At 70.8% G+C, this 12,738-nt stretch carries 13 protein-coding genes; 6 read left to right on the forward strand and 7 right to left on the reverse strand.

Going from position 1 to position 12,738, the window contains the following annotated elements:
* The first annotated feature begins 385 nt into the window (after positions 1-385).
* Together ACSQ14_RS13500 and ACSQ14_RS13505 are read left to right on the forward strand one after the other, a co-directional pair.
* Positions 386-1,111: a methyltransferase domain-containing protein gene (locus ACSQ14_RS13500; protein WP_436013574.1), complete on the forward strand. Its 726-nt coding sequence runs from the start codon at positions 386-388 to the stop codon at positions 1,109-1,111.
* Positions 1,112-1,264: 153 nt separating this feature from the next.
* Complete coding sequence (locus ACSQ14_RS13505; protein ID WP_436013576.1) at positions 1,265-1,519, forward strand: hypothetical protein; 255 nt, start codon at positions 1,265-1,267, stop codon at positions 1,517-1,519.
* 29 nt (positions 1,520-1,548) lie between these two features.
* Here ACSQ14_RS13505 and ACSQ14_RS13510 read toward each other — a convergent pair whose 3' ends face one another.
* Both ACSQ14_RS13510 and ACSQ14_RS13515 read right to left on the reverse strand, forming a co-directional pair.
* Positions 1,549-2,076: a helix-turn-helix domain-containing protein gene (locus tag ACSQ14_RS13510; protein ID WP_436013578.1), complete on the reverse strand. Its 528-nt coding sequence runs from the start codon at positions 2,074-2,076 to the stop codon at positions 1,549-1,551.
* Positions 2,073-2,900: an aspartyl protease family protein gene (locus ACSQ14_RS13515; RefSeq protein ID WP_436013580.1), complete on the reverse strand. Its 828-nt coding sequence runs from the start codon at positions 2,898-2,900 to the stop codon at positions 2,073-2,075. The genes ACSQ14_RS13510 and ACSQ14_RS13515 overlap by 4 nt, the downstream gene beginning before the upstream one ends.
* Positions 2,901-3,084: 184 nt before the next feature.
* On the opposite strand from ACSQ14_RS13515, the gene ACSQ14_RS13520 reads away from it, so the two are divergent.
* Positions 3,085-4,077 carry a CPBP family intramembrane glutamic endopeptidase gene (locus ACSQ14_RS13520; protein WP_436013582.1) on the forward strand — a complete coding sequence of 331 codons (993 nt, stop codon included), beginning with the start codon at positions 3,085-3,087 and terminating at the stop codon, positions 4,075-4,077.
* 24 nt (positions 4,078-4,101) lie between these two features.
* Here the strand turns inward: ACSQ14_RS13520 and ACSQ14_RS13525 are convergent, their stop codons facing one another.
* Positions 4,102-5,328, reverse strand: coding sequence for a CaiB/BaiF CoA transferase family protein (locus tag ACSQ14_RS13525; RefSeq protein WP_436013584.1), 1,227 nt, complete (start codon positions 5,326-5,328; stop codon positions 4,102-4,104).
* A 165-nt stretch (positions 5,329-5,493) separates the two neighbouring features.
* On the opposite strand from ACSQ14_RS13525, the gene ACSQ14_RS13530 reads away from it, so the two are divergent.
* A complete protein-coding gene (locus ACSQ14_RS13530; RefSeq protein ID WP_436013586.1) occupies positions 5,494-6,360 on the forward strand; it encodes a phytanoyl-CoA dioxygenase family protein in 867 nt (288 codons plus the stop codon).
* Between the two features lie 7 nt (positions 6,361-6,367).
* Positions 6,368-7,342, forward strand: a complete 975-nt coding sequence (locus ACSQ14_RS13535) for an NADPH:quinone oxidoreductase family protein (protein ID WP_436013588.1) — start codon at positions 6,368-6,370, stop codon at positions 7,340-7,342.
* 12 nt (positions 7,343-7,354) lie between these two features.
* Here the strand turns inward: ACSQ14_RS13535 and ACSQ14_RS13540 are convergent, their stop codons facing one another.
* On the reverse strand, positions 7,355-7,594 hold the full coding sequence (locus ACSQ14_RS13540; RefSeq protein ID WP_436013590.1) for a hypothetical protein: 240 nt from the start codon (positions 7,592-7,594) through the stop codon (positions 7,355-7,357).
* Positions 7,595-7,864: 270 nt separating this feature from the next.
* On the opposite strand from ACSQ14_RS13540, the gene ACSQ14_RS13545 reads away from it, so the two are divergent.
* On the forward strand, positions 7,865-8,557 hold the full coding sequence (locus tag ACSQ14_RS13545) for an alternative oxidase (RefSeq protein WP_436013592.1): 693 nt from the start codon (positions 7,865-7,867) through the stop codon (positions 8,555-8,557).
* Positions 8,558-8,610: 53 nt separating this feature from the next.
* Here ACSQ14_RS13545 and ACSQ14_RS13550 read toward each other — a convergent pair whose 3' ends face one another.
* The 3 genes from ACSQ14_RS13550 to ACSQ14_RS13560 all read right to left on the reverse strand — a co-directional run bounded on the left by ACSQ14_RS13550 (position 8,611) and on the right by ACSQ14_RS13560 (position 12,705).
* Complete coding sequence (locus ACSQ14_RS13550) at positions 8,611-9,051, reverse strand: DUF4112 domain-containing protein (protein WP_436013594.1); 441 nt, start codon at positions 9,049-9,051, stop codon at positions 8,611-8,613.
* Positions 9,052-9,157: 106 nt separating this feature from the next.
* A complete protein-coding gene (gene dgcA / locus ACSQ14_RS13555) occupies positions 9,158-10,129 on the reverse strand; it encodes an N-acetyl-D-Glu racemase DgcA (RefSeq protein WP_436013596.1) in 972 nt (323 codons plus the stop codon).
* A gap of 41 nt (positions 10,130-10,170) precedes the next feature.
* Positions 10,171-12,705, reverse strand: coding sequence for a polar localization protein TipN (locus ACSQ14_RS13560; protein WP_436013598.1), 2,535 nt, complete (start codon positions 12,703-12,705; stop codon positions 10,171-10,173).
* Between the last annotated feature and the right edge of the window lie 33 nt (positions 12,706-12,738).

Consider the following 12,738-nt stretch of genomic DNA (forward strand, 5'->3'; position numbering starts at 1 on the left):
TGATGGAAAGTAATGAACTACAACCATGGGGTTGTATTTCGCGATATTCGCCTGCACTCCCAGCCAATCCCGCCGGACGTCAGGTCAATCCCACCCCGAAGAACTCATGTATTTTCAACGCGCATTATCGAGCGCTCAACACATGGTATAGAAGGCGTAAACACCAACGGACGGTTGGATAAGCGCCGGGTGACTTCACAGCAGCGGACATATATCCGCAACCATTGCGAGAGCCGCCCCGCACGCCATTCAATCTTTACTGGCAGCAGCATCGAATCTACGCCGCCAGGACTCCCCGAGCCCGGCGGATTGCGTTAGGTCGGCAAGGGTGCGTCGCGTTCGACGATTTGGCCGCGACGGTTGAGTTGGGGGAGTTCGCGTCTTGGTGTCGGTTCTAGGCGCGGCGGCCAGATACATCCGCTCGCAGCAGACCTACGAGAATCCGCGCACCGTCGCGGCCCGGCTTCGCCGGCGACGCGCCGCCATCGTGTGCCGGCTGATCGAGGACATCGCCGCCCGCGCGGGGGGCCGTCCGGTCTCGATCCTCGACCTCGGCGGCAGCGATTATTACTGGGCGCAAAGCTACGACCGCGAGTTCCTGGCGCAGCACCGGGTCAGGATCACGATCCTCAACCAGGAGCCGATGCGCTCGCCGGATCCGATGATCACGGTCGTCACGGGCGACGCCTGCCAGGTCGACGCGCCGGACCGGTCCTTTGATCTCGTCCATTCCAACTCGGTCATCGAACACGTCGGCGACTGGCCGAAGATGGAGGCGTTCGCCAAGGAAGTGCGCCGGCTGGCGGACACCTACTATGTCCAGACGCCCTACTACGGCTTCCCGATCGAGCCGCATTTCTCGACGCCCTTCTTCCACTGGCGCTCCGAGGAGGCCCGCGCCGCGGCGCTGCTGAAGCGCGGCTACGGCTTCATCCAGAAGTGCGAGACCCTCGGTCAGGCGATGACCACGGTCCAGGAGTTCCGCCTGCTCGGCCGCAAGCAGTTCGGGTTCCTGTTTCCGGACGCCGAGCATCGGAACGAGAAGCTGCTCGGTCTCACCAAATCGCTGATCGCCGTCCGACGCGGTCCAGCGGCGCCGGGCCAGCAGTGATCGACCAGGCTCGAGCGGCGATGAGCGGCCGCAGACAAGGCAGCCCGGCGGCCACGCTTCGCTGTTAACCCCCCGTCAACCTTGTGGCGCAGTTCCTGCAGGCTTGGCCACGCGCGCATGGGCCGGTCCCACAATGCGACGCAGGAGTGGCTTATGCTGCAGCGTCTCAGGTCGATCGTCTCGCGCCGCTCGCCCGCATTCAACGGCCGCCGCCTCTCGCTCGGCGCCCTGCGGATCGCCCCGTGGATCGTCTTCGGCCCGATCACCGGCGTGATGAGCGAAGCCGCCATCGCGGCCTTCAGGAAGCGGCGTCCGCTGCTCGGTTGGCTCGTGGTGTTGGCGAACGTCGCCATTCTCGCCGGCATGCCGCTGCTGACCGCCGCCCTGCTGGCCCGCCAAGCCGGCTAAGCAGCCCGCTTGTCACTCCTCAGGCGGCTTCAATCGTCCGGCTCCGTTCGCGCGAAGAGCAGCAGAACCTCGGTCTCATCGCCGTCATCACTCACGTTCTCCACCAAGAGCTCGCGCAGCCTGTCCTCGAGGTGGCGGAGAGCCTTTGAAGTGAGGCGCACACGAGCACGCATCAGATGCAGCCTTCCGTCCGGATCCTCGGCCTTGCGGGCGCTGGCCAGAACTTGCTCGAGGGCGCCGCGGACCATGGTGTCGCCCTTCAAGACACGGTCTTCCTCGGCCGCCGGAGCCACGACATAGCGGCTGCCGACGGCTTCGAAGGAGCGTTCCACGGCGCCGCGGCGACGCTGCTCCCCGGTCACCCGCAGGAAACCGGCGGCAACGAGCTGGTCCACATGGCGGTAGAGCTTGGTTATAGGCTCCCCCAACCGGGTGGAAACCTGCTTCACCGTGCCGGGCTGCTGCGCAAAAGCGGCGAGCAGCCGCTGGCGCAGCGGATCGGCCAACGCCTTCATCCGCTCGGGCGTATCGACGATGAATACGCCGTCCTTGCTCACGCCCCTGGCTTCCCAGCCTCCGTCCATACCCGCGCCGCCTCATAGTCGAGCGTCAACTTGCCGGAGCCGAATACGTCCGCGCCCAGGATGCCGTCGAGAGGCGATCCAGCGGCCTGGCCGATCTTGTCGACCGCGCTCGAGACGAGGAGCGTCACGTCCCGACGATGCGGCCCGAACGTCACCGCGCCCCGGGAGGTGGTGACGGCCAAGTCGCCGCCGGCGCCGCCAGCGAGGCCGGCTTCGTCGGACTTTAGTTTGAGCCGCTCCGCGGCGGCGGTGGAGAGCAGAGTGTGGCTGGCCCCCGTGTCGAGCCCCATGATGAAGGGCCCCTGTCCGTTCACCTGGACCTTGACCAGCATCAGCGGTCGATTGGCCGCGAGCGTGGCCGGCATGGCCTTTCCGATCGGCTCGGCGGCAGCAAAGTTCACGCGCTTACGGCCGTAGTCGATCTCCACCAGCCGTCCCTTCAAGAACTCGGCCCCGACCAGCACGTCGACGCGCGTTCCGACCTTCGCGCTGATCTGCTCCAGAGCCGGGAAAATGCCGACCTTCACGTCTTTCATGACGACCGGGCCTAGACTGAAGCTCTTCAGCTCGGCAGTGGTGACCCCGCTCTTGGCCCCGGAGACGCCCTGACCTGAGGCGTCAGCTTCAGTAGGCGCTTGGATCCCAGCCGCCGCCGCCGCCCTCGGGGCGACCATCAGCTTGAACGGCGTCACAGCCCCGCTGTCGAGCAGCACGTTCACGGGGGGGCCGCCAGCAAGCCTTCCCTCCATCACGACGAAGGGGAACTGCGGCGGCGGCTGGAAATCGACGTAGTCCATCAGCTGCTTCCATTCACTCGTCTATGAACATTCATGATATCATGAATGATCGGAGTCAAGAGCGCAGTTCCTGAGCGGCCGCGATCGGGGCCGTCTCGAACTGGCACGAGAAGAGCCGCTCGCGGGAAGCGACGAACCCTGATTTGGGACTGATCATTAACCGCCTCCGGGCGAGGATCCCCGCATGGCACAGCTGATCCTGGATAAGCTCGGGCGGTTCCGCAGCCCGCCGGCGTTCTTGGCGCTAAGCAGCGCGAAGGAGCGCAGCGTCGCCCGCCTGGCGGTTTTCCTGATCGCCGCGATCGTGGCGAGCTTAGCGGCGGCGCTCGTCGTCGGCCTCATTGTCACCGCTTGCGCCGCGGCCCAGCTCGCCCGGCGGCACGGCGTCAGCATCGCCCAGGGGATCGAGCTCGCCGTCAGCCCGACAGGCGCGGCGCGCCCCTTGCTCAGCTATTGGTACGAGCTCTCGGTGGCCGGCCTGGCCTCTTACGCCGCCGCCCTGGCCGTCCTGGCGCTCGCCTGTTGGGTCTATCGGCGCAATGCGCAGTCGTTTCTGACGGCTGCGCCCCGGTTTCGCTGGAACCTGCTGCTGGGAGGCGCCGTCTTTGGCGCCGTCGTGGTGGCTGTCGCGATCGCCATCCAGCCGCTGCTCTCCACCGAAGAGCTCGCCCCGCCCCTGCTCCGCGGCGGCGAAAGCCTCGGCGCCCGCCTCGGCTACGCTGGGCTCGCCGCCGGCTGCCTGTTTCTCGCCGCCCTCGCCGAAGAAATCATCTTCCGCGGCGTGCTTCTGCAGCTGAGCGCTGCGTTCACGCGGAGCCTGCCGCTCATCCTGGCCGTCAACGGCCTGATCTTCTCGCTGGTGCATTTCGACCCGGACCTGAGCGCCTTCGTCATCCGCCTGATCATGGGCGCAGGCTGGGCCTGGATCGCGCTGCGCACCGGCGGAATCGAGGCGACTACCGGCGTTCACCTGGCCAACAATCTGCTGATCACCCTGTTCGTCACGCCGGTCAGCTTCAAGTCGCCGACCGCGCGCGATCTCGACCTGGGCTCCATCCTGGTCGAGATCGCGATGGTGGTCGTCTTCGTGATTGCGGCCGAGGTGTGGGCGCGCCGCCGCGAACGACGCAGCGCTGCCGGCCACGGCGCCCTCGCGCCGGTGGAGGAAGCGGGCTGAGGGCGGCCGCCGCTTAGAGGAGGCTTACGGAATCGCCCCCTTGGCTTTCAGCGCGGCGATGCGGTCCCAATCGAGGCCGAGGTCGAGCAGCACCGACTCGGTGTGTTCGAAGGCCTGGGGCCCGCGGGTGTTCTGGGTCGGCGCGTGATTGAACTGCACGGGGCCGCGGGCGAGCCTGAGCGGCGCGCCGCCGGCGACCGGCTCGACCTCGAAGAACATGTCGTTGGCCAGCGCCTGCTCGTCTCCGACCAGGTCCAGCAGGCTCTGCACCGCCGCCCACTGACCGCTCATGGTCTTCAGCCGGCCGCGCCAGTAGTCGAACGACTCCGCGGCGAACGCCGCGACCATGGCCGCGTTCGCCGCCTCCCAGTTCTCCATCAGCGCGTGCGCGTCGGCGAAGCGCGGGTCGTCGGCCAGATGGCCGATCCCGAGGTGCTCGAAGGTGTCGCGGATGAACGGCCCGGGCTGCATGATGAACAGCGAGATCAGCCGGCCGTCGGCGGTTTTGAACTGCCCCATGAACGGATTGCCCGGCGCGCCGCCGGTCTTCGGGCTCGGCGCGGGGAAGGTCTGGCCGGTCAGCGCGATGGCGTTGACCGAGGCCGCCGCCGCCCACCAGGCGGTCGACAGCAGCGAGACGTCGAGCTCCAGCGCCTCGCCCGTCTGGGCGCGGTGGAACAGCGCCGCAGCGACCCCGCCGACGATGTTCATGCCGCCGACCTGGTCGCCGAAGCCGCCGATCCCCTGGGTCACCGGGGCCTCCAGCTCTTCGGGGGTCAGCGCCTGGGCGATGCCGCTGTGCGACCAGAAGGCGGTGCCGTCGAAGCCTGAGCGGTCGCGGTCCGGCCCCTTGTCGCCATAGGCGCTGGCGCGGGCGTAGATGATCTTCGGGTTGATCGCGCGGATCTGCGCCAGGTCGATGCCGAGCTTCTCGCGCACCGACGGCAGATAGTTGGTCAGGAAGACGTCCGCCGACCGGGCCAGGTCGTAAAGGATCTCGCGGCCCTCAGGGGTGGAGATGTCGAGCCCGACGCTGCGCTTGCCGCGGTTGGCCCCCTCGATCAGCGGATTGCGGTCGGGGTCGAAGGTGACGCCGCTCCAGCGGATGAAGCCGCGCTGGCCGTCGGCGTGGACCGGGTGCTCGACCTTGATGACGTCGGCGCCCCAGTCGGCGAGCAGCGCCCCGGCCGACGGGGCGAAAATGAACTGCGCGACCTCGAGCACGCGCACGCCCTTCATGACCTGCGTCATGCCGTCTCCTCCCATTGTCCGGCGATCAGGGCCGTTGCCTCGCCCGCCAAGATCATTCAGTTTTTCCGATGTTAAGCCGCGGCGCGCGCCGACAACAAGCGCGCGTGACGGCGACGCGCGAGACGCCGGTGAACGATGCGTCCGCGACCATTGGGAGGTAGGCGCGTGCAGAGAAGCCTTGCGGTCACCGACGAGCAGATCGCCACCTACCAGCGCGACGGCGCGGTGCTGTTGAAGGGCGTCCTGGCGCCCGACGACCTGCGGCTCTTGGAACAGGGCGTCGAGCAGGCCTACGCCGATCCCGGACGGCGCAGCTCGATCGTGCGCAGCCCCGAGGGCGAAGGCGAAACCCTGGTCGAGACCTCGCCCAGCCAGCGCAGCCCGGCGCTGCGCGCCCTGATCGACAGCGGCCTGATGGCGCAGCTCGCCGGCCGGGTCATGCAAACCGCCTCGGCCCAGCTGGTCTTCGAGCAGATCTTCTACAAGACCAAGGGGCGGATCCTGCCGACGCCCTGGCACCAGGACACCCCGTTCCTGAGGGTGCGGGGGATGGACATGTGCCGGGTCTGGCTGACCTGCGATCCCTCGCCGGCCGACATCACCGTGCAGATGGTTCGCGGCTCGCACCGTTGGAACGTGGTCTACAGCACTCAGGCCGAGGCCATGGCGCCGGTGGTCCAGGCCGAGGCGCGGGCCGAGTACAACAACGAAAATCTCGGCGATCCGAACCTGCCGCTGGCGCCGGACGTCGCGCGCTACCGCGACAGCTTCGACATCCTCAGCTTCGACGTGGAGCCCGGCGACGCCCTGGTCTTCCAGGGCAACATGCTGCACGGCGCGTTCGGCCGCGACCAGCACGACAGCCCCCGGCGGGCCTTCGCCACCATGTGGGGCGGGCCGGAGCTCCGCTATCACGAACCCAAGGGCAAGGCCTTCCCGCCGCCCGGCGACCTGCGCGCCCATCCGGTGCCGGACGGGGCCCGCATCGGCGACCACCCGGCAGTCTTCCCGGTCGGCTGGCGCGAGGGCTAGGGGGATCATGCCGCGCGCGGTGATCGGCGACGAACTCGGCCCCATCGACAACTACCGGCTGCGCCCGCACGACCCCGGTCCGCCCGGGCCGAACCAGGTGCGGATCGCCGTGAAGGCTGTCGGCGTCAGCTTCGTCGACGTACTGGTGTCTCAGGGCCGCTACCAGGCCAAGCCGTCCCTGCCCTTCATCCCGGGCAGCGAATGCGCCGGCGTCGTCGAGGCGGTCGGCGCGGCGGTCGAAGGCGTCGCGGTCGGCCAGAAGGTCGCCGCGACCGGCTGGTGCGGCATGTACGCCGACGTCGTGAACGCTCCGGCCGAGGTCGTCTGGCCGATGCCGGAGGGGCTGTCCTTCGAAGAGGCCGCCGTCCTGGTGGTCAGCTACACCACGGCCTGGCACGCGCTGGTCGACCGCGGCGCGCTCCAGCCCGGCGAGACCCTGCTGGTGCTCGGCGCCGGCGGCGCGACCGGCCTGGCGGCCGTCCAGCTCGGCGCGCACCTCGGCGCCCGGGTCATCGCCTCAGCCTCCAGCGCCGCCAAACGCGCCGCAGCCACCGCGGCCGGCGCCGCGCTCGCGCTCGACGCCCGCGCCCCGGACTGGGCCGAGGCGGTGAAGGCGGCCTGCGGCGGCAAGGGCGTCGACGTGGTGTTCGATCCGGTCGGCGGCGCGGCCACCGAACAGGCCTTTCGCCGGCTCGGCTGGAAGGGCCGGCACCTGGTGGTCGGCTTCCCCGGCGGCATCGCCGCCCTGCCGACCAACCTGCCGCTGCTGAAGTCCGCCAGCTTGGTCGGGGTGAACCTCTCCGGGCTCGCCCAGGCGGAGCCGGAACTGGCGCACGCCAACCACCTCAAGGTGCTCAGCTTAGCGGCCGAGGGCGTCATTCGCCCGGTGATCGCCCAGACCTATCGGCTCGACCAGTTCGCCCAGGCAATGGCCGACGCGGCCCAAGGCGACAGCGCCGGGCGCATCGTCCTGGTCCCGTAAAAAACCCGGCGTTCAGAAAATCAGCAGCGCGACGGCGAAGCCGATCGCCGCCCAACACGCCAGACCCAGGCCAATCACCAGCGCCAGGCTCGCCGCCGCCGGCAGCGGACGGGTCTGAGCCAGCCCCTCGTCCAGGTCAGCCGGCGCCTCGGCGTCGACCATGCCGAGCAGCGCGTCGTCCGCCCCCGCGCCCGCGAACTTCGACGACCGTGAGGTGGGCTCCCACTCGAGTTCCGCAACAAGATGAGTCACGCCTCTACCCCCCGGGTCAGCGCGCGTCAGCTCAACTGACGCGAGAGTTTGCGATAGAAAACTGCGCTCGGCGCCAGCTCGGTCCCATAACAAATGACACTAACTTAGGTCGGGAACCCGACCTTGGCCTGGGCCGCGCGCCCAGGCCCGGAGGTCTTCCGTAGCGATACGTAAGGGCCGCGCCTGAATTCAGCGGCCGGGCGGCATGGCCTACATATCCGCTCAGACGGGGCGGACCTGGGTCCGCCCGACTGACCAAGGATCGCCGCCGTGATCGCCCCGACCATCGACCTGACCGCCCGCCACCAACCGCGCACCGCCGCCGACCGCGTCGCCTTCGGGTTCGTGAAGGGGCTGCGCTTCTTCGCCGACACCTTCTTCGCCAAGCGCTATGGCCACCGCGCCGTGGTGCTGGAGACGGTGGCCGCCGTGCCGGGCATGGTCGGCGCGACCCTCAACCACCTGAAGTGCCTCCGCCGCATGGAAGACGACCGCGGCTGGATCAAGACGCTGATGGACGAGGCGGAAAACGAGCGCATGCACCTGATGACCTTCATCGAGGTCTGCAAGCCAACGGTCCTGGAACGCTTCGTCGTCGTCGCCGTGCAGTGGGTCTTCTACCTGTTCTTCTTCGGCCTCTACCTGCTGAGCGCCAAGACCGCCCACCGCGTCGTCGGCTATTTCGAGGAAGAGGCTGTCGTCAGCTACACCCACTACCTGGCCGAGATCGACGAAGGCCGTTCGGAGAACGTGCCGGCCCCGGCCATCGCGCTGAAGTACTGGAAGCTGCCGGCCGACGCCCGTCTGCGCGACGTGGTCGAGGTGGTCCGCGCCGATGAAGTCCACCATCGCGACGTCAATCACGGGTTCGCTGACGAACTCGCCGGCGGGCCGGCCCTGGCCCCGGTGCCGAAGGCCTGGCCGCACGAGGAACTGCTCCCGCACTGGCGCGAGGCGGCCTGACCAAACCCCGAAGCCCCGGCTGCTGCCGGGGCTTCGCTCGTTGTTGGAGACGCCTAGGCGCCCGGCGTCACGTTGCGCATGCGACCGCGGCCGAAGCTCGGCGACCAGCGGCCCCAGCCCTTCGGCAGATCCTGCGCCGGCTTGCCGTGGCGCTTTTCGATGTCGCGCTGCAGCGCCTTGGCGGCCAGGAGGTGGCCGGGGAAGAAGGTGTCGACCGCCCAGCCGGCGACCGGCACGCTCGACAGCGCGCTGTCGGCGGCGAGGTAGATGCCCATCCGCGCCAGGGTCGCCGGTCCGGCGCCGGCCTGGACCGCGCAATAGAGCAACAGCCCGCCGGCCCCTACCGCGTAGGCCACGTTCGCGCCCGGGATCCAGGCCAGCACGCCGTCGAGGCCGAGGCCCAGCGGCCCCAGGCTCACCACCCGGTCCGACAGGCGGCGGATGCGCTCAGCGTGAATCCACGCCTGGTGAGCGCGTTGCGAAGCATCGTCCATGAGGGGCGGCGGCTCCTTTCTCGTCAGAGGTCTGTCCTGTCCCTCCAGGAGACATGGTCCCGGTCCAGCAAAATCCAAGCGCCGCCATGAACAGGGGGCGCCGGGCTCACCCCCAGAGCTCGGCCGGCGGCGGCTCGATCAGCGCGCCGGAGATCGGCAGCCTGGGCTCGCGGTCGCGGGCCAGCAGCAGCGGCCCGTCGAGGTCGACGTAGCGCGCGCCCTGCGCGATCAGCAGCGCCGGGGCCATGGCCAGCGAGGTCGCGACCATGCAGCCGGCCATGATCTCCAGGCCCAGGGCTTGCGCCTCGGCCTTCAGCGCCAGCGCCTCGGTCAGGCCGCCCGCCTTGTCGAGCTTGATGTTGACCGCGGCGTAACGGCGGGCGCAGGCGGCCAGTTCGGCGCGGGTGTGCAGGCTCTCGTCGGCGCACAGCGGCACCGGGCTGGCGTAGCCCTCCAGCGCCGCGTCCTCGGCGGCCGGCAGCGGCTGTTCGAGCAGCTTGACCTCCAGCCTGGCGAACTCCGGCGCCAGCCGCGTCAGCTCGTCGAAGGTCAGCGCCTCGTTGGCGTCGACCACCAGCCGCGTGCGCGGGGCCGCGGCGCGGACCGCCGCCACCCGGTCGAGATGGTCGGCGGCGCCGATCTTCAGCTTCAGCAGCGGCCAGCGCGCGTGCGCCAGCGCGACCTCGGCCATCTCGTCTGCGGAAGCCAGGCTCAGGGTGTAGCAGGTCTTCACCGGGTCGAGCCGCTCGCGGCCGGCCAGCGTCCAGGCGCGCACGCCGGCCTGTTTGGCCTCCAGGTCCCAGAGCGCGCAGTCGAGCGCATTGCGCGCCGCGCCGGGCGGCAGCAGCGCCTGCAGCGCCGCGCGGTCCGCGCCGGCCTCGAGCGCTGTGCGCACCAGCTCGATCTGCGCCAGCGCGCCGTCGGCAGTTTCGCCATAGCGGGCGTAGGGCACGGCCTCCCCGCGGCCGCGATGCGACCCCTCAGTCAGTTCGACGACCACCACCACGGCCTCGGTCTTCGCGCCGCGGGCGATGACGAAGGCGCCGGCGATCGGCCAGCGTTCGACCCGCGCGGTCAACCGGCGTGAGGGGGCGGCCCCTTGCGAACTCCTGGACGCGCTCAGGCGGCGTCGCCTAGGGCCTGGTCAAGCAGCAAATAGATGCGCCCGGCCTCCGAGCCGAGGATCTCGGCCATCAGGAAGCCCTCGGGGTCGCGCACCGCGGCGTCGTCGACCAGCGCCTGGTAGCGGCGCACGAAGCCGCTGGCCCGCGCCTTCAGCGCCTCGTCGGTGAACAGCCGGCGCACGATCCGCCGGCTGGCGGCGCCGGCGAGCTTCTTGACCACCTGCCGCGCGCCGTCGACGTCGCCGGACTGGATCGTCGCGGCGATCTGGTCGATCCGCCCTTGCGGCAGCAGCTTCTCCGGCTCGACGCCCATCTTCACCAGCTCGGCGGCCAGCAGCGCCTCCTCCGGCTCCTCGCCCGCCTCCCCGCCGCCCAGCGAAGCCAGCAGGTCCTTCCAGGTCCAGGTCTCCGCCGGCTCTTCCTCGTCGGCCTCCTCTTCGACCGCGGGCGCCGCCGGAGCTTGCGCGGGCGGCGCGGCCTTGGACCCGCCGGCAGTGTCGAAGATGGCGGAGAACTCGGCGTCGCTGGCGGTCGGCGTCAGCTTCAGCCGCGGCCGCAGGCCAAGCCGCTCGGCCAGGGCCGCCCCCGGCTGGGGCTCGGGCTGCTCGGCGGTAGGCGTGGCGGGCGCGGCGGCCTCGGGCGGCGGCGCAGCCGCCCGCAGGGTCGGCGGCGCATAGGCCGGCGGGAAGGCGTCGGCCGGCGGCGGGCTCGCAGCGGGCGGCTGCGCCGCCAGGGCGGCCGGCGGGGCGGCGGCCACCGCGCCCATCAGCCGGACGGCCTCGCTAAGCATGTCAAAGTTGCGCCGCACGCGATCCTGGAAGGCCGCGTCGATCGCCTGGGCCTCGTCGGCGGTGCGTCTGGCCTGGGCCATCAACGCGTCCATCCCCTCGGCGAGGCGGGCCTGCACCATCTCGACCTGGGCCCGGGCGTCCGCCGGCAGCGTGCGGGCGCGCCCCTCCAGCGCCTCGATCACCACGCCGAGCTCATCGAGCGTCGCGCGCGCGGCGGCGGCGCCCTCGTCCAGCTTGCGCACGGCCGCGGCGCCAGCGTCGCCGACCATCTTCGCCGACTGCTCGACCAGGGCGCGGGCCTCCTCGAGCCGGGCCTCGAACACCTGGTTGGCCTTCTGGCCGGCGGCGAAGGCCGCCTCGGAAAGCTGATCGACCTGTTCGCGCGCGGCCGCGGCGTGGCGGGCGGCGGCCTGGCGGGTCTCTTCCGCCGCGCCGGCCAGCGCCTCCAGGGCCTGGCGGTTGTCGGCCTCGAGCTGGGCGCGCTGGGCGGCGACGGTGCGGGCGACGGCGTCGAGCGACCCGGCGGCGGTTTCGCCCAATGCTTCGCGCTCGGCGCGCGCGGCGGTCGACAGCTCGCTGAACCGCACGCCGGCCTCGGCGACCAGACGGCGCAGCGCCTCGGCCGCCTCGGCGGCGTCATGGCTCATGTCGCCGGCCGTACGCCGCACCTCGATCAGCGCGACGTCGAGCCGGTCGGTCTGGCTGGCGACGTCGGCGGCGAAGGTCTGCTGGTCGTCGCGCAGCGCCTGGCTCAGGGCGGCGAGCGCCGCGCGCTGTTCGGCCAACCCGCCCTCGACGGCGCGGACCTGTTCGCCGACGCCGGCGCCGGCGGTCTCCAGCCGGGCGCTGTGGCGGGCGAGGTCTTCGCCGGCCGTGCGGACCACAGCGCTGGCCTCGTCGGCGGCCTGCGCCAGCCCGGCGGCCCGAGCGGCGAAGGCGCTCTCGGCCTGCAGCAGTTGGGTCTCGGCGGCTTGCGACACCGCCGCGGCCTTCTGCGCCTGCTGGCCGATGACTTCGGCGGCGCGCGCGGCCTGGGAGTCCAGGGTCTGGGCGAGCGCCTGCAGCTCTCCGCGCTCGCGGCCGAGCTCGCCGCTCAACTGCTGGGCGGCGTTCAGCGACGACTGGGTCGCCTGCACCAGGCCCTCGGTCTGCGCCGACAACACCTGGCGCAGCGCGCTCAGGCTCTCGCGGGCGACGTCGGCGGCGGACGCGGCGGCGACGATCTCCTCGCGCACCGCGCGGGTCACCTCGCCCGCTTCGACGGCGGCGCGCAGCGCCGGCGACAGCAGCGTCTGCTCCAACTCACGGGTGCGCTGGGTCTCCGCGGCCAGGGTCTGCCCCTGGCGGATGAACCAGGCGACGGCGAACACCAGCACGGCGGGGCCGAGCGCCAGCAGGGAAAAGACGATCAGGGCGAAACGGTCGTGCTGCAGCGGGGCGACGCCGCTGCGGTAGCCGACCGCGAACGCGATCGGGCCGAGCGCCCAGAGCACGGCGACGGCGAAGGCGATCAGATAGACGACGAAGCCCGATGGCGTGGCGGCGCCGCGGCCGACGCGCCGGCGCTGAGCCTTGGCAGGCTTGCCGTCGCCCGCGGCCGGCTCGTCGAGCGCCGGCTTCGACGCCTGCAGCACGGCGGCCGTCGGATCCTTGGCGGCGACCTCCGGGGCGGCGTGCGCCTTTCCGTCGTCGTTGGAAGCTCCGAAATCCAGCGGCGGAGGCCGTCTCGTAATCTTCATGCGCGCCTTCCCGATGTGTCGCGCGCGCTCGCC

The organism is Phenylobacterium sp. LjRoot219, assembly GCF_964252995.1.
Classification (GTDB): domain Bacteria; phylum Pseudomonadota; class Alphaproteobacteria; order Caulobacterales; family Caulobacteraceae; genus Phenylobacterium.